This is a genomic window from Bacillus sp. KH172YL63 (assembly GCF_011398925.1).
In the GTDB taxonomy this organism is placed as follows: domain Bacteria; phylum Bacillota; class Bacilli; order Bacillales; family Bacillaceae_B; genus Rossellomorea.
In genome coordinates, this window is record NZ_AP022842.1 from 3,355,521 (window position 1) to 3,372,566 (window position 17,046).

At 47.8% G+C, this 17,046-nt stretch carries 16 protein-coding genes; 7 read left to right on the top strand and 9 right to left on the bottom strand.

Annotated elements, in window-relative coordinates; all coding sequences use genetic code 11:
* The first annotated feature begins 189 nt into the window (after positions 1-189).
* From KH172YL63_RS17170 to KH172YL63_RS17195, 6 genes are all read left to right on the top strand, one after another.
* Positions 190-822: a GNAT family N-acetyltransferase gene (locus tag KH172YL63_RS17170; protein ID WP_173107252.1), complete on the top strand. Its 633-nt coding sequence runs from the start codon at positions 190-192 to the stop codon at positions 820-822.
* 34 nt (positions 823-856) lie between these two features.
* The gene (locus KH172YL63_RS17175; RefSeq protein WP_173107253.1) at positions 857-1,504 is read left to right on the top strand and encodes an acetoin utilization AcuB family protein; all 648 of its coding nucleotides are present in this window, start codon (positions 857-859) and stop codon (positions 1,502-1,504) included.
* On the top strand, positions 1,501-2,676 hold the full coding sequence (locus KH172YL63_RS17180) for an acetoin utilization protein AcuC (RefSeq protein ID WP_173108259.1): 1,176 nt from the start codon (positions 1,501-1,503) through the stop codon (positions 2,674-2,676). Before KH172YL63_RS17175 ends, KH172YL63_RS17180 begins: the two co-directional genes overlap by 4 nt.
* 157 nt (positions 2,677-2,833) lie before the next feature.
* Positions 2,834-3,877 (top strand): hypothetical protein, encoded by a 1,044-nt coding sequence (locus KH172YL63_RS17185; RefSeq protein ID WP_173107254.1) that lies wholly within the window; start codon positions 2,834-2,836, stop codon positions 3,875-3,877.
* 253 nt (positions 3,878-4,130) lie between these two features.
* Positions 4,131-7,076: a formate dehydrogenase subunit alpha gene (gene fdhF / locus KH172YL63_RS17190; RefSeq protein WP_173107255.1), complete on the top strand. Its 2,946-nt coding sequence runs from the start codon at positions 4,131-4,133 to the stop codon at positions 7,074-7,076.
* On the top strand, positions 7,069-7,557 hold the full coding sequence (locus KH172YL63_RS17195; protein ID WP_173107256.1) for a helical membrane plugin domain-containing protein: 489 nt from the start codon (positions 7,069-7,071) through the stop codon (positions 7,555-7,557). The genes fdhF and KH172YL63_RS17195 overlap by 8 nt, the downstream gene beginning before the upstream one ends.
* 54 nt (positions 7,558-7,611) lie before the next feature.
* On the opposite strand, the gene motS is transcribed toward KH172YL63_RS17195, so the two are convergent.
* The 4 genes from motS to KH172YL63_RS17215 all read right to left on the bottom strand — a co-directional run bounded on the left by motS (position 7,612) and on the right by KH172YL63_RS17215 (position 11,623).
* A complete protein-coding gene (gene motS / locus KH172YL63_RS17200) occupies positions 7,612-8,334 on the bottom strand; it encodes a flagellar motor protein MotS (protein WP_173107257.1) in 723 nt (240 codons plus the stop codon).
* On the bottom strand, positions 8,324-9,136 hold the full coding sequence (gene motP / locus KH172YL63_RS17205) for a flagellar motor protein MotP (RefSeq protein WP_173107258.1): 813 nt from the start codon (positions 9,134-9,136) through the stop codon (positions 8,324-8,326). The genes motS and motP overlap by 11 nt, the downstream gene beginning before the upstream one ends.
* A 57-nt stretch (positions 9,137-9,193) precedes the next feature.
* Positions 9,194-10,192, bottom strand: coding sequence for a catabolite control protein A (gene ccpA / locus KH172YL63_RS17210; RefSeq protein ID WP_173107259.1), 999 nt, complete (start codon positions 10,190-10,192; stop codon positions 9,194-9,196).
* Positions 10,193-10,546: 354 nt separating this feature from the next.
* Positions 10,547-11,623: a bifunctional 3-deoxy-7-phosphoheptulonate synthase/chorismate mutase gene (locus KH172YL63_RS17215; protein ID WP_173107260.1), complete on the bottom strand. Its 1,077-nt coding sequence runs from the start codon at positions 11,621-11,623 to the stop codon at positions 10,547-10,549.
* 202 nt (positions 11,624-11,825) lie between these two features.
* On the opposite strand from KH172YL63_RS17215, the gene KH172YL63_RS17220 reads away from it, so the two are divergent.
* A complete protein-coding gene (locus KH172YL63_RS17220) occupies positions 11,826-13,982 on the top strand; it encodes a cell division protein FtsA (protein WP_173107261.1) in 2,157 nt (718 codons plus the stop codon).
* A gap of 59 nt (positions 13,983-14,041) precedes the next feature.
* Here the strand turns inward: KH172YL63_RS17220 and KH172YL63_RS17225 are convergent, their stop codons facing one another.
* From KH172YL63_RS17225 to KH172YL63_RS17245, 5 genes are all read right to left on the bottom strand, one after another.
* Positions 14,042-14,587, bottom strand: a complete 546-nt coding sequence (locus KH172YL63_RS17225) for a YtxH domain-containing protein (RefSeq protein ID WP_173107262.1) — start codon at positions 14,585-14,587, stop codon at positions 14,042-14,044.
* Between the two features lie 389 nt (positions 14,588-14,976).
* The gene (locus tag KH172YL63_RS17230; protein ID WP_173107263.1) at positions 14,977-15,378 is read right to left on the bottom strand and encodes a hypothetical protein; all 402 of its coding nucleotides are present in this window, start codon (positions 15,376-15,378) and stop codon (positions 14,977-14,979) included.
* Positions 15,379-15,561: 183 nt separating this feature from the next.
* Positions 15,562-15,876, bottom strand: coding sequence for a bacillithiol system redox-active protein YtxJ (gene ytxJ, locus KH172YL63_RS17235; RefSeq protein ID WP_173107264.1), 315 nt, complete (start codon positions 15,874-15,876; stop codon positions 15,562-15,564).
* Between the two features lie 117 nt (positions 15,877-15,993).
* Positions 15,994-16,470, bottom strand: a complete 477-nt coding sequence (locus tag KH172YL63_RS17240; RefSeq protein ID WP_173107265.1) for a YtxH domain-containing protein — start codon at positions 16,468-16,470, stop codon at positions 15,994-15,996.
* A gap of 17 nt (positions 16,471-16,487) precedes the next feature.
* On the bottom strand, positions 16,488-17,009 hold the full coding sequence (locus tag KH172YL63_RS17245) for a DUF948 domain-containing protein (RefSeq protein ID WP_173107266.1): 522 nt from the start codon (positions 17,007-17,009) through the stop codon (positions 16,488-16,490).
* Positions 17,010-17,046: the final 37 nt, after the last annotated feature.

Sequence of the window (17,046 nt, forward strand, 5' to 3'; positions counted from 1 at the left end):
GTATAAAAATAATATTTTCTCAATTTTTTAAAAAATCTGCCAGTGGCATTTACAGGTCTCACCCTCTGTTCAACGGGCCTCCACGCTTCCATAAATCTTTTCTAAACGTCTGAAAATTTTGTGAAAGCGCTCTATATATGCCAATTTCATGTATAATGGACATGAGGAATATCTTTAGGTGGTGTCCAGATGAAATTGAAAAAAACCTATAATGCAACAGAGTTAAAAACAGCAAAAGGCAACATCGTGATTGAAGGTCCGATTTCGGCTGAGGAGCTGTCCCGCCTCGATTTCCATGAGGACCTGGTCGCTTTCAGGCCCCCTCATCAGCAGCATAAGGCGCTGGTTGAGATCGCCGGTTTACCGGAAGGACGCATCCTGATCGCACGGGACAATCACACGATCGTCGGGTACGTTACATATTTATATCCTGACCCGCTCGAACGCTGGTCACAGGGAAAAATGGAAAACCTCATCGAGCTCGGTGCCATCGAGGTGATCCCGAAATTCCGCGGGGCGGCAGTCGGGAAGAATCTATTAAAAGTATCGATGATGGATGACAATATGGAAGATTTCATCGTCATCACGACCGAATATTATTGGCACTGGGATCTGAAAGGGACCGGACTCAACGTCTGGGAATACCGGAAAGTGATGGAGAAGATGATGAACGCCGGCGGTTTGGAATACTATGCAACCGACGACCCTGAAATCAGTTCACATCCAGCCAACTGCCTGATGGCAAGGATCGGCAAACGGGTGGACCCGGATTCCATTCAACGCTTCGATCAGCTTCGATTTATGAATCGCTTCATGTATTAAGGATTTCTGACAGTTTTCTAAAGGGGTGGAGAACGTGATTGTAGAAGAAATAATGAAAACGAAAATCGCTACACTGAAGGCTGACGACACGATTGAATCAGCCATTGGATTAATGCGGGAAAAAAAGATCAAGCACATCCCGATCGTCAATGATGAGATGGAAGTCGTCGGGATTGTGAGTGACCGTGATGTGAAGGACGGGACCCCTTCGATTTTCCATAAAGGTGCGGATCCGGTCGAACTTCAGAACCCTTTGAAGTTCATCATGAAGACAGAAGTCATCACCGGCCATCCACTGGATTTTGTCGAAGAGGTCGCAGCCCTTTTTTATGAACACCGCATCAGCTGCCTTCCGATTCTGAAGGAGAAGAAGCTCGTCGGAATCATTACCGAAACCGACCTCTTGTATACGCTCATCCAGCTGACAGGCGCCCATCAGCCCGGCTCCCAAATAGAAGTGAAGGTCCCCCACAAAGCAGGCATCCTCTATGAGGTGGCCGGGATCATCCGACGGAACAATTCGAATATCCAAAGCGTCCTCGTTTATCCGGATAAAAAAGATGAACAATATAAAATCCTCGTTTTCCGGGTGCGGACGATGAATCCGATGAACGTGATCAATGACTTGAAGAAAGAAGGATATGACGTGTTATGGCCAAACATGCCAGGAATCTCATCATGACCAGGGAAGCAGTCTTCATTTATTCAGATGCGCTTCTCGGATACCGCTTCTCTGATCAGCATCCCTTCAATCAGACCCGTCTGACGCTTACAATGGATTTGTTAAAAGAAATCAATGCCCTTCAGCCATCCGAGATCGTCCCTCCCCGGGTGGCGACCGATGAAGAGCTGTTTCTTAATCACGATCCCAATTATGTAAACGCTGTCAAACAGGCGAGTGTCGGCCAGCTCCCTCAAGACCGGGCAGAAGGATTCGGGATCGGGACCGAGGATACCCCCATGTTCAAGGGCATGCATGAAGCGAGTGCCTATCTTGTAGGCGGTGCCCTGACGGCAGTGGACTGGGTCATGACCGGAAAAGCCCGGCACGCCCTCCATCTTGGTGGCGGTCTTCATCACGGATTCAAAGGAAAGGCCTCTGGCTTTTGCATCTACAATGACAGCTCCGTCGCCATCCGCTATTTGCAGGAAAAGTACGGGGCACGGGTCCTGTACGTGGATACCGATGCCCATCATGGGGACGGGGTCCAGTGGTCCTTCTATGATGATCCGACCGTCTGCACGCTTTCGATCCATGAGACCGGCCGCTACCTCTTCCCAGGTACAGGCAATATCAATGAGCGGGGGCACGGAAAAGGATACGGCTATTCATTCAATATCCCCCTTGACGCCTTCACTGAGGATGAATCATGGCTCGAAGCGTATGAAACATCGTTCAGGGAAATCATTGAATTTTTCAAGCCCGATGTCATCCTGACCCAAAACGGCGCCGACGCCCATTATTATGATCCGCTCACCCATTTGTCTGCGACGATGAACATCTACCGGGAAATCCCCCGGATCGCACATGAGCTCGCCCATGAATACTGCGACGGGAAATGGATCGCGGTCGGGGGCGGCGGTTATGACATTTGGCGGGTCGTCCCCCGGGCCTGGAGCATGATCTGGCTTGAAATGGCCGGCAGGACCGACCTCGCCGATTCCTTTCCGGCAACGTGGACGGAGAAGTGGCAGAGCAAGGCAGGTGTCCCCCTGCCGACTGCATGGATGGATGAACCAGGCATCTACAAGCCGATTCCGAGGAAAGAGGAAATCACGGAAAAGAACAAGCAAACCGTAGAGAAGGCCCTGTATGCGATCCGGCAGCAGCTCAGGCAGAAGCCGTCGAGCTAAATCATAGAATGATAGACAAAAGCCCGCACTGTTCCCTGCGGGCTTTTCACTTACTATTGGGTTACAATTCCCTATCAATTCTTTTACATAGCTTTCTTATGGAGGAAAATGTGTTAAACTCCTCCATATTCTTCTAAGAAAAAGGATGTGTGAGGCAATGAAGAAATATTTGCCGGTGGTATTAACCATACCGCTTTTACTCGGGGCATGTGCCGCCCCTACTTCGACAAAAGAAACGCCACAGGAAGAGCCAAAGAAAGAATCGAAGCAGAAACCCCCTGAAAAGGAACAGCAGAACCCGTATCAACCGTTGGAAGCAGCTGAAGAAGCCGTGGCATTGGAGGATACACTTAAAGAAGAAGGTGAAGACGCACCTAAAAGGTCCGTCCCTCTCGGCGAGACGCTGAAAGACGGCATGGAAGACCCATCAGACGGACCGTTGAAGGACCACCGCCTCGTCACCTATTACGGGACGCCCGCGTCTGAACATATGGGGATCCTCGGACAGCTGGAACCTGAAGCATACATAACAAAACTGAAAGAACAAACACAGGTGTATTCGGACCTGGACCCTGACCGGCCGGCGGTCCCGACGATCGAACTGATCACCACGATGGCCCAGAACGAACCGGGTCCTGACGGTGATTATGTGCGGATGACATCCGAAGAGAATATCGAAACGTATGTTGAGCTTGCCAAGAAGCACGACGCCCTTGTTCTCCTCGACATCCAGCTCGGCAAGGATACCGTCATGGAGCAGGTGAAAATGGTAGAGAAATGGCTTAAACTCCCCCATGTCCACCTGGCGATCGATACGGAATTCCATGTGGCTGACGGGGAGAAACCAGGTGAAGATCTCGGCCAGGTTGACGGCAGAAAGATCCAGGAGGCCGTCAACTATCTGTCAGCGCTCACGGAAAAGAACAACCTGCCGGATAAACTCGTCCTCGTCCACCAATTCACCGGTCCCGTCCTTACCCATAAAGACGCGATACAGCCGACAGACAATGTCGAAGTCGCCATCAATTTTGACGGCTGGGGCGCAGCTGCCGACAAACTGGCACTCTACCGGAAATACATACGGGATGAACCGGGTCAGTACGGGGCTTTCAAGATTTTCTACGAGAAAGATCTCCCGGTCCTGACACCTGAAGAAGTGCTGAAAATGGACCCGAGTCCCGCGGTCATCAATTATCAATAGAATCGCAAAGCCGAACGGTCATCCAATGTGATCGTTCGGCTTTTTTATATAGCAATCTGTCTCCACTCCCTCCTTCCGACAATTTTTTGGTTTAATTTTCATTTTCATGTTTTCTTTTCCTATTTAATAGGGAAAACAAAATATGATGAATTTATTTTTTCTTTCCAGGTGGCTATGCCCGGCACACGGCACTTGATGCAGTCCTACATATTCCGGCATCCACTTATCGAAGTAAAGAGGGGGAGTTTTTCAAATGGAAGATAAGGTATCAGTCTATATCAACGGCACTCAATATGAGGCTCCGGCCGGGTTGAGTGTGCTTGAATTTCTTAACGCCCAGAAGGTCGAGATCCCACAGGTGTGTTATCAGGAAAGTCTCGGTCCCATCGAAACCTGCGATACGTGCATTGTATCCATTAACGGCGACCTGAAAAGGGCGTGCGGGACACCGCTTAAGGAAGCAATGGACATTCAAACGGAACTTTCCCACGTAAAAGACGCCCGCTTTAAAGCGATGGATAACATCCTAGAAAACCATGAATTGTATTGTACGGTCTGTGAGAAAAACAACGGAGACTGCACCCTTCATAATACGGTGGCGATGATGGGGCTTGAGCACCAGATCAAACCGTTCGAGGCGAAGCCCTATGAGAAAGATTTCTCTGGCCAGTTCTACCGGTATGACCCGGATCAATGCATCCTCTGCGGAAAATGCGTGGAGGCGTGCCAGGATATCCAGGTGAATGAAACGCTGTCCATCGACTGGGAGCGCAAGGAACCCCGGGTCATTTGGGATCAGGACGTGCCGATCGACCAGTCCTCCTGCGTCAGCTGCGGTCAGTGCGTGACGGTGTGCCCGTGCAACGCCCTCATGGAAAATGACATGCTCGGAAAAGCAGGATTTATGACAGGCTATAACACGAGCCTGCTCCGTTCGATGATTGACATTACAAAAAATGTAGAGACAGGCTACGGTCCTCTTTTCGCCGTGTCTGATTCTGAAGCCCAGATGCGGGAAGACCAAATCAAGAAAACCAAAACCGTCTGCACGTACTGCGGGGTCGGCTGCAGCTTCAATGTATGGACGAAAGGACGGGACATATTGAAGATGGCCCCGACCGAAGAAGCACCTGCCAACGGGATCGCATCCTGCGTGAAGGGGAAATTCGGCTATGGACATGTGAACAGCGAGAAGCGTCTCACCCGTCCCCTCATCCGTGAAGGAGATCATTTCAAAGAAGTCGAGTGGGAAGAAGCACTCAGTTATGTGGCGGCGAAATTCAAGGAAATCAAAGACAAGAACGGCCCTGACGCCCTTGGCTTCATTGCATCTTCCAAAGCGACGAACGAAGAAGCTTATCTTCTGCAGAAACTGGCAAGACAGGCGATCGGGACGAATAATGTAGATAACTGCTCCCGATATTGCCAGACACCGGCTACGGTAGGCTTATTCAGAACCGTCGGTTACGGAGGCGATGCCGGTTCGATGGAGGATATCGCACGGGCTGACCTGGTCATGCTGATCGGGACCAACACGGCCGATGCCCATCCTGTCCTTGCATCGAAAGTGAAACGTGCACACAAGCTGTTCGGCCAAAAATTGATTGTTGCCGATTTACGTGAACATGAAATGGCCCGGAGAGCAGATCTCTTTATCCATCCGAAGCCAGGGAGCGACCTTGTCTGGTTATCTGCCATCACCAAATACATCATCGACCAGGGATGGCATGACAAGGACTTCATCGCGAACCGGGTGAATGACTTCGATGCGTATTATGAAAGCCTCTCTCCTTTTACGATGACATATGCGGAAGAAAGAACAGGGATTTCACAAGAACATCTGAAAACCGTCGCAAAGCAGATCCATCAGGCCGGTTCAACAGCGATCTGCTGGGCAATGGGCGTTACACAGCATCAAATGGGGTCCGATACATCCACAGCTATCTCCAACCTGCTGCTCGTAACCGGAAACTACGGCAAACCAGGTGCCGGCGCCTATCCGCTGCGCGGCCATAACAATGTGCAGGGAGCAAGTGATTTTGGCAGCATGCCGAATGCATTACCAGGCTACCAAAGCGTGGAGGACCCTGAAGTCCGGAGTAAATTCGAACAGGCATGGGGAACGGATCTCCCGAAAGAGACCGGCATGGATAACCACGAAATGGTGGAGGAAATCCATGAAGGCAATCTGAAGGGCTTATACGTCACCGGAGAAGATATGGGCATCGTCGATTCCAACATCAACTATGTGACAGACGCCTTCGAAAAGCTTGAATTCTTTGTCGTCCAGGATCTCTTCCTGACAAAAACGGCAGAATATGCCGATGTGGTGCTCCCGGCAGTGCCAAGCGTGGAGAAAGAAGGAACGTTCACGAATACAGAGCGCCGCATCCAGCGCATCTATCAAGCACTCGATCCCCTCGGGGAGGCAAGACCCGACTGGCAGATCTATTCAGGCATTGCCGAAAAGCTCGGTTTCGACTGGGGCTATGATTCTCCTGAAGAAATCATGAAGGAAGCCGCTTCCCTCACACCACTGATCGCAGGCGTTTCCTACGATAAGCTCGATGGCTTCAACAGTCTTCAATGGCCGGTCCAGGAAGACGGAACCGATACCCCGCTGCTGTATACGGATGAATTCCATTTTGATGACGGAAAAGCAAGGCTCTTCCCGCTTCAATATGAATACAATTATCCGGCGGAAAAAGGGTTCGATTACCATGTGAACAACGGACGTGTCCTCGAGCACTTCCATGAAGGAAATATGACGGCCCATACGAGAGGGATTCAAAACAAAATCCCTGAACCGTTCTTTGAAGTATCAGAAACGATGGCGAAAGACCTTGAAATTGAAGAAGGCGCCCTCATCAAGCTTTCAAACCATAACGGTGAAAGCACCGGCAGGGTTCATGTGACGAAGGAAGTGTCAGGCAAGGAATTGTTTATCACCTTGAATAGTGACGGAAAGAATGCCGTCAACTATCTGACCAGCAACAATGTGGATAAAGACACGAACACGCCTGCCTACAAAGAGGTGCCAGCCAAAGTAGAGGTACTCGAGAAAAAAGGCCAATCACCGATTCCCCATAACAATCACCGCTGGGCCACACGCAATCCGCAAATGGGCCCAGAGGTAGAAAGAAAGTGGAAGCGGGACGATTACGTCTTCCCAGGAAACGAGGTTGATACGAATGGCTAAATCCATCGACAAAGTGATTCGCCTTGAAACACCGAAAGAAAAGATCAAGGAGCAGAACCTGAATGAACTGCTCGACGCGCTGTCTGAGAATAAAGATTCGATCTTGAAGGTCATCGGCATCATCAAGCATATGGATGACAATCGCAATCTCGATACACTGAGCGCAATGGTCAATCACCAGGAAGATATCCTGGCAAACTTCTCTAAGGAAGCAAATAAAAAGCAGAACGCTGCGATCCTGAACAATCTTGCCCGCATGTCTGAGCTGCTCGGCAGTCTCAATCTGGAGGGTATCGAAACACTGAGCGTCCGGAACACACGAAATCTGAATATCGGAAAAGAAACACCGCCGACGAAAAGGACCGGATTCTTCGGACTGCTCCGTGCCCTCAGGGACCCTGCTGTCCAACGCACAATCACGATCATCCTCTATATCATCAGGGGCATCGGAAAAAGCAGGGAAGAACATGATAAGAAATAAACCAAAAAACAGGCTGCCAACTACGGCAGCCTGTTTCTCTATATTCTATCGTTCTTACGAAGGTTCTTCATAATCAGGATCGGTGATGATCACTTCCACCCTCCTGTTTTTCTGGAGATTTGCGGCCGTATCATTCGGGGCAATGGGACGGGTGTCTCCATACCCGACGGCAATGAAACGCTTCGGATCGATTCTCTCGTTGCTGATCAAATAGCGGATGACGCTGCTCGCCCTCGCTGAGGAGAGCTCCCAGTTCGAAGGATATTGATAAGTAGAGATCGGACGATTATCGGTATGTCCCTCCACCTTCACAAAGTTCGGGATCCTCTCTAACAAATCCCCGACTTTATTCAGGAACGGATACGCATCCGGCAGGACGGTTGCTTCCCCAGAATCGAACAGTGCCTGTTCCTGAAGAACCAGGACGACACCCCGTTCCGTTCTTGTCGCCACAATCACATCATTCAATTGATTTTCCTTCAAATAGCTTTGAATATCCGCCAGCAGCTGACTTAGATCATGCTCTTTCCCTTTATCCCCGTCTTTTGCCACCTGAGCATCCGAAGGATTCTCATTTGGAATCACGGAAGGATAAAATTCAAGGATCTGCCGCTGCTGAAAGGAATCAGCGATTGTCCTGAACTTCACGATATCGATTTGAGACATCGAGAATAATAGAATAAAAAATACAAGAATGAGTGTGATCAAATCAGAAAACGTGACCATCCATTTCGGCGCACCTGGAGGCGGAGACGGTTGCTTTCGCCTACGCATCATCTAAAGCCGCCTCCTGCTCCCTCGCTGCATACATCTCCAGTTCCTCATTCGACAGGAATACCCGGAGCTTTTCTTCAAGGATCCTCGGATTTTGACCCGATTGCACCCCGATGACCCCTTCGATCACGATTTGCTTCATGAACACTTCTTTTTCAGTTTTCATAGAAAGTTTGGATGCCATCGGCAGGAATACGAGATTCGCAAGCAGCACCCCGTACAGTGTCGTTAACAACGCAATCGCCATATTCGGCCCCAATGAGGAAGGATCATTCAGATTCTTCAGCATGAGGACAAGTCCGATCAACGTGCCGATCATCCCCCAGGCAGGTGCATACTCCCCGGCTTTTTCCAATAAGCTCTTATTTTTACGGTGCCTCTCTTCCAAAGCGATGATTTCAGCATTCATGATATCAACGATCACGTCCTGCTCAATCCCGTCAACGGCCAGGAGGACCCCTTTGCGGATAAACGGATCCTCGACTGCCTCCACTTCAGCTTCGAGAGAAAGAAGACCTTCCCTTCTTGCCTTGTCAGCCAAAGTGACAAACGTCCGGATCAGCATCTGAAGATCATATTCATCATGACGAAACGATTCCCTCATCACTTTCCCGAGCTGCTTCAGTTCCCTGACCGAGAAACTGACCAGCATGGCGCCGAATAATCCGCCGATCACGACGAAAATCGACGGCAGATCGATAAACGAACGGAAGCCCGAGACGCCGGCATTCGTAATGATGGCGATGGATACGAACAAAAATCCCACTAAAACCCCGATTGGTGTAAGAACATCAAGCTTTTTCATACTGACTCTCCCTGCAAAGTTCTGTCTGTCTCTTTATCGTTTATATCGACAAACTACTTACTTTGTTGAGTTGCGGTGTTCCAGGCGGTGAGGAAGGACGACTGTCGATTCCTCGACCGTTTCTTTATTCATATATTTCGTCAGCAATCTCATAGCGACGGCGCCGATATCATATAAAGGCTGCACGACGGAAGTCAATTGAGGTCTGACCATCATGGCTAATCTTGTGTTATCAAAGCTGATGATTTCCACATCTTCAGGGATGGACACGCCTTGGTCCTGGGCGCCATGAACGACACCAAGGGCCGTTTCATCGTTCCCGACGAATACAGCTGTCGGCTTGTCCACAAGTTCAGAGAACTTCTGCCATGCTTCAAGTCCTGAATCATATGTGTAGTCGCCTTCAATGACAAGGTCATCGCTGTATTCAACACCTGCTTTCGCAAGTGCCTCTCGATATCCTTCAAGCTTGAATTTCATGTTGATCGTATCGTGGAAAGGACCGCTTACGAATCCGATGCGTTTATGCCCTTTCTCAAGCAGGTCGGATACCGCATCATATGCAGCCGCCTTGTAATCGATATTGACGGAAGGAATTTTATTCGTCTCTTCCACCGCACCTGCAAGTACGATCGGCACAGGTGAACGTTCAAACTCCTGAACGTGCTCTTCAGAAATGTGACCGCCAAGGAACAGGATCCCGTCCACCTGCTTACCAAGCATCGTGTTCAGAAGGTGAAGCTCTTTCTCGGCATTTTGATCCGAGTTGCTCAGGATGATATTGTATTTATACATCGTGGCGATATCCTCAATCCCACGGGCCAGCTCTGCATAGAAAATGTTCGAAATATCCGGGATGATGACCCCTACTGTCGTCGTCTTCTTGCTCGCAAGACCTCGAGCCACGGCGTTCGGACGGTAACCAAGTCGGTCAATGACCTCAAGTACCTTCTTTCTTGTTGCCGGTTTTACGTTCGGATTGCCATTCACGACACGGGAAACCGTCGCCATCGACACATTCGCTTCTCTCGCTACATCATATATTGTAATGTTCATTGCTTACACTCCTTTACTCTTCTACTCATTTACCTTATTTTACACCAAATAAACCTAAAGAAAAAAGCGATTACAATAGTTTGTTAAAAAATGCACATATTTATATCTCACTCAGTGTTTTTTCAATGTATATAGGTTATTTATCTGCAATTATGTAGATAATCATACGACAGTCTTTATATTCGTGCAATGACCTTGTCTTCATATCAGCAAAAAGATTATTATAGCACATTTCCCCCGGTGTGCAGGGGATTTTTTATCGCCGGCATATTTTCCGGTACGCCGGTGCATGATCATAAGGATCACCATAAAAAAAGCTGAACCCCGAAGGATTCAGCTTCTTTCTTCTATTATTTACACGTTGATCGTTCTGCCTTTTAATACTTCCTGGTAGAAATGATCGAATTGATTAAGATCCATCTGCTGTGCAGAGTCGGACAGTGCAACGGCCGGGTCCGGATGAACTTCTGCCATTACCCCGTCTGCGCCGATGGCAAGTGCCGCTTTAGCCGTTGGAAGCAGCAGATCCCTGCGTCCGGTAGAGTGGGTCACATCTACGAATACAGGCAGATGCGTTTCTTGTTTAAGGATCGGCACAGCTGAGATGTCCAGCGTGTTTCGTGTCGCTTTTTCGTACGTACGGATTCCACGCTCACACAGGATGATGTCGCCATTACCTTGTGAGATGATGTATTCTGCTGCGTTGATGAATTCATCAATCGTTGCGGCAAGGCCACGCTTCAGCAGGACAGGCTTTTTCACTGCGCCGGCTGCTTTCAGCAACTCGAAGTTCTGCATGTTACGGGCACCGATCTGGATAACATCGATGTATTCAAGTGCATGTTCGATGTCTGCCGGGTTGACGATTTCACTGACTACAGCCAAATCGTATTCATCTGCCACTTTCTTAAGTATCTTCAATCCTTCGATTCCAAGTCCTTGGAAGTCATAAGGTGACGTTCTCGGTTTGAACGCGCCGCCCCGGAGAAGCTTAAGCCCTTTCGCTTTCACGGCTTTTGCCACTTCCGCTACCTGCTCATATGACTCTACGGCACATGGACCGAAGATGAAGTGAGGATTTCCGTCCCCGATGGCATCTCCGTTAATGTTCACAATTGTATCTTCCGGTTTCTTTTTACGGGAGACAAGCAATGCTTTTCGATGATCGTCTTTTTGCAACTCGAGACCTGCTTTGAAGATTTCTTTGAAAATATGTTCAATGGTCGAATGTTCAAACGGACCGTCATTATGTTCTTTAATCAGATCGAGCATTCCTCTTTCTCGAACAGGATCATAGCGGTATACCCCTTGAGTTTCCTTGACACGCCCGATTTCCTGAACCAGCTTAGCACGTTCATTGATGGTGTCTAGTAGTTTTAAGTTCATTTCGTCTACTTGTTTACGTAATTGATCGAGCTCTTGATTACTCACGATACAGCACCCTTTCTTTTTTTCCTGTTCATACGTAAAAACTGTTATAGTTTTAAGAAAGTATGATACATTTTTGATATTGAAACTCATTATAATGGAACATATCTAAAATGTCACGAAAAATTTCTTTATTAATTAAACGCTTTTAAGCACTAAAGTATTTTTTATATTATGAGAATAGGCTAAAGTGGGTGTACATGAATTGAAAAATAATCAAAAAATCTTTGCACTGGACATCGGTACCCGGTCAGTCGTCGGCATCATTTTGGAAGAAATAGACGGAACATTCCAAGTTTCAGATATATTGATAGAAGAACATAAAAAGCGGGCGATGCTCGATGGCCAGATCCATGACGTACCTGCCGTATCCGAGGTGATCTCTTCCATCAAAGAGCAGTTGGAAAGAAGCCACGGCCCCCTTCGCAAAGTGTGCGTGGCAGCGGCAGGAAGGGCCCTTAAAACCGAAACGGCCCTTTCCACGGTCAATATAAAAGGAAAGCCCCTTCTGCAGAAGAATGATATCCTCCATTTAGAATTGAGCGCAGTCCAGCAGGCCCAGGCCCTAGCTGCTGAACAGGAAAGCGATGCGAAGAGCTATCACTATTATTGTGTCGGATATTCCGTCCTTTATTACCGCCTGGACGGGGAAGAAATCGGGAGCCTGATCGATCAGCAGGGGGATGAGGCGAGCGTCGAAATCATCGCCACCTTCCTCCCCCGTGTCGTCGTGGAATCCCTGATCGCCGCCCTGAACCGGTCCCATCTGGAAATGGAAGCACTGACGCTTGAACCGATTGCTGCCATCAATGTACTCATCCCCGAGTCCATGAGACGGCTCAACGTGGCACTCGTCGATATCGGCGCAGGTACGTCCGATATTGCGATCACGAACAGTGGTACGGTCACAGCCTACGGAATGGTACCGACCGCTGGGGATGAAATCACGGAAGCAATCAGCAACGAGCTGCTTCTGGATTTCCCCCTTGCGGAAAAAGCGAAACGGGAGCTGGGGAAAGACAGCGAGATTACCGTCACCGATATCCTTGGATTCGAGACGATCATGCTGTCAACAGAAGTCATTGAGAAAATCACGCCGGCGATCACAAAACTCTCAGGTGAAATTTCAAAAGAAATTCTCCGCTTGAACAACGGTAAGCCTCCACAGGCCGTCATGCTTGTCGGAGGGGGAAGCTTGACGCCTGAACTGCCTGGAGAGCTGGCGACAGCACTCCAGCTTCCAGCTAACCGGGTCGCTGTGAGGGGCGTCGAGGCAATTCAGAACATTAGCATCTCCGACGACGTGACAAAAGGACCGGAGCTTGTGACCCCGATCGGAATTGCGATTGCCGCCAAGCAGGCACCCGTTCAATACGTCACTGCCCACGTCAACGGGCAGCCGGTAAGGTTGTTCGAGGTCAAGGATCTGACCGTCGGCGACTGTATCCTGGCAGCCGGATTAAAGGTAAGCAAGTGGCACGGCATGCCGGGAAGCGGGATATTTGTTTCCGTCAATGGCCAGGACATCACCATCCCTGGGGGACACGGACAGCCGCCGATCGTCGAGAAAAACGGGGTGCCGAGTGATCTCGACGAAGTGATAAAAAATAACGACGTCATCACGGTGATAAAAGGCGTGGACGGTGCTTCCCCAATTGTCACAATCGGGGATTTAGTGGACGATTCCTCTGTCAAAACGATCGAGGTGGATGGCCATCCCCACCAGCTGACGCCGCTTGTTTACCGGAGCGACCGTCCTGCGTCAATAGATGATCCAATCCAGGACCGGGATGCGATCCGGATCAAACTCATCGACACATTAGAAGATGCATTAACACATGCCGGCTTCAGCTCTTGGATTGAAGATACAAAGCCTTTCCGCCTTTCCCTGAACGGCAAGGATACATTCTTTCCGGCATTCGCAGGTAAACTTCTCTTAAACGGAGTGGGAGCGAAACCTTCTTCGAAAATTCAACATGGGGACACTGTGTCATTCCAGAAACCCCATACGCCGAAACTAAGAGACATCCTGTCCAAAAAGCAGCTCGTCCCGAATACGAGCATCAGAATCACATATAATGGCCAGGAAGTCGAATTGACGAAGAACAGCAGCCGGATCCTGCGGAACGGAATCGCCCTTTCCATGGACGACAAAGTCTTTTCCGGTGATAGAATTGAAATGGCTGAACAGTACACGAGTCCCTTCATCTTTCAGGATCTGTTCACTGCCGTGGAAATCACCATGCCCACCCATTCAACAGGCAACTTCGAGCTGTTGAAAAACGGGAACCCGACAACATTCTATGAAGAAATCCAGGAAGGGGATGCCCTGGAAATCTTCTGGCCGCAGCCGGCACGTTGACATACTAAACTTAAAAAGCGAACGGTCCATCCATGGATGACCGTTCGCTTTTTTGGTTTTTATGATCCAACCTGCCCTGGAATGCTGCTGTCACGATTCACAGGGTGGATATGCTTTTCATCTGTTGACGTTGAGCTTGCCTGCGACCCGGCATCACTTGCCCCGCTGGTCACTTCCTCACCGGCTTCACGGACCTTGCCGCTGATGTCCTTTAATTCCTCTGCTGCTTCCTTCGTGGTGGCAATCATCTCAGAGGAATCTTCCTTCACCTGATTCACCTGCTCCATGACGTCCTCATTCACCTTTTCGTAAAGGCTCTGGGCATCGTTGATCGCTTCCTTTAACACGTTAGAGGCTGTCTTCATGCGATCCTGCAGGTCACTCGCCACACCCGACGGATCCTCCTTTACCTTCGCAACCATATCCATCGTAGAATCCTTCATTTCTGCCGTTTTCGACGTCACATTTGATCTGGTCGTCTTATCGAGCATGGCAAGTGCTCCGCCAACCACTGCCCCTACGACCATTCCTTTTAACAGCTTTCCATTCTTTCCTTCATTCATAGAATTCCTTGTTTGCGTTTCATATGCTACTGGCTGTGTCATTCAAATTTCCTCCTACAATTTTTATTCTTATAGAATAACTTCCCGGTAGAGAGGAAAATAAACATCGGGGAGTTAATTACCATTTATTTCAATATCATTTAAACCTTACTATTACCAAAAAAGAGGTAGTTGATTGCAGCGAGAATCAACTGTCCAGAATAAGTGATTTACATAAAATAATGAGTCTAGGAATTACTTTATCACTCATTCATTTTCTTGGATGCAGTAATGAATGGAATATATCCATCCTTTTACTTTGCATCTTTACTGATTGCTTTGACCGTTCCCAAAGAACCAAGTCACCGATCAAGTTCAAATGATAGTAAATAAAAAACAGCCATTCCTATGTTAAAACGACTGTACCTCTTATTCCGTCACAAGGAAAGTTCTTAATGCCTTTCAATGCTTATAACCTCATTGGATGGAGTAAGGTGTCCCTTCCCCCCTATTGAAAAGTCAGACCCTTGGCGTTCCATTTCAACATATTGAACTACTTTATTTCCCTCTAGGAAAACCAATAGGTATATATCATCTCTCATACTGATATTACTTGGGTCTTTAAAGTCAGTACCTAGTTCATCTTCTATGGCTTCTTGTGTACTATAAGGCGTGAAAAGGAATGCTTTATCCCAATCGAAAGTAGTCAATGTTTTTATACCTATCTCACTTTTATTTTTATCCTCTACCATAGAATAAATAGAATTCTCTAAGTCTTTATTATGCTTAACATTACTTGGGCTACATCCTACTAACAAAAACAAAAGAAGAATAAAAAATGCTACTTTCTTCAAGTTAATACTCCTTTCTCTAAAAAAATTTAATAACCTGTGGTTCAATAACCTGCCGTTAGCTGAGTAAGTCTCTTTTTATATAATACCAAATAGTTAAAATTAATCCTTGTTCTAATTAAGCTAACGATCTTTACGAAAAAATCCATAAAAAAAGAACCCTGCCGCAACAGAGTTCTTTCCTTCTTACAATTTTTGCAGAGCACCCTCGGTGATATTCCAATGAGAAGCATTCCAGCCAGGCTTGCCGTCGATGAATAAGAACGCCTGCGGAGATTCATGCTTGATGCCGTATTTTTCGGCAATATGATTCGATAGCTCCCTTGACTCCTGCACGGCCAGGTAAAAGCCTTCTTCCCCTTCATGCTTGTTCAGGAATGATTGATACTCATTGAATGCAGTGGAGCTGACAGGGCATGTCAGGCTGTGCTTCATCAAGAAGAATCGTGGATTGGTTTCAGACAGCTGTTCAAACTGCTGAACGGATTCGATTTTTTGCATGGTCATTCTACTTCCTTTCATTCGGTGAAATGTATAAGCTTGCGAAGAATCGCTGATTTTTTCCAATAAAAAAACGGTGAAGTCATCATATCACTTCACCGCCCTTGGAATCAATTATTATTGATTGTATGTTTTTTCAGTTTCATCAAAAGCTTTTTTCGTATCTTCAAGCTTTTGATTCAAGTCAGCTGTTTCCGCCACTGGCGATGCTTCTTCCTCTGAAACAGCCTGGAGCTCTTCATTCACTTCTTCAAGCTCAGAATTGTTGGAGCGGTATGTTTTAATCTTTCCTACCACATTGTTGGACTGCTCTTGCACCGTTTTCGACAACGCAGAAGATTTCTCCTTCGCAACCGCTGCAAGCTCATTCCCCTTCTCAACTGCCGTATCTTTCCACTGTCCCGTCTTCTCCTTGATCACGACAGCCTGCTCGTTGATATCATTGCGTAAATCCTTGCCTGATTTCGGAGCCAAAAGAAGCGCCGTCGCAGCCCCTACGATTCCACCGATCAATGTCCCGATAATGAAATCCTTTGAATTGATGTTGTTGCTGTCAGTCGCCTGGTTCTGATTTTGATTGTACTGTTGTGTCATGTTTAACATTCCCCTCTCTAATTGTTATAAGATCTTGCTCTTTTAACTAATTTTTCTCGAGATCGAACTTCTTTGGGTGTATGGTTTTGAACAGCTTCATCAGGTACATCAGGTTGTGTTGGCTGTTTTTCCTGTTTTTGTTTCCATTTGTCCTTCAACTCAATAAAGGCATTCCCCCACTGAACCACTTGTGAGATCTTCCCCTGGTTGCGCTCAAGCTCAGTCGAGATTGAAGTGCTCACCTTTTTCACCGAGTTGTTAAGGTTTTGAATGGAATGGCCCACATCTTTTACTGCATAAACAACGGTGTTCAGATCCTCAGACTTCTTCTGGATATCCTCGGCTAATAAGTTTGTTTTATGTAGTAATTCTGTAGATTCCTTCGTTACGCCCTGCAATTGGCTCTCAAGGCCCGTCAATGTTGTTGAAACGCTGTCTAACGTTGTGCCCAGGGACTTCAATGTTTTCATCACACTTAGTACTAGAATAAAAAATGCAACTGCTATCACAGCTACGCTTAGATAAAGAATGATTTCCATATGCCACACCTCCATGTTATAGGAACTCTTTACCCCA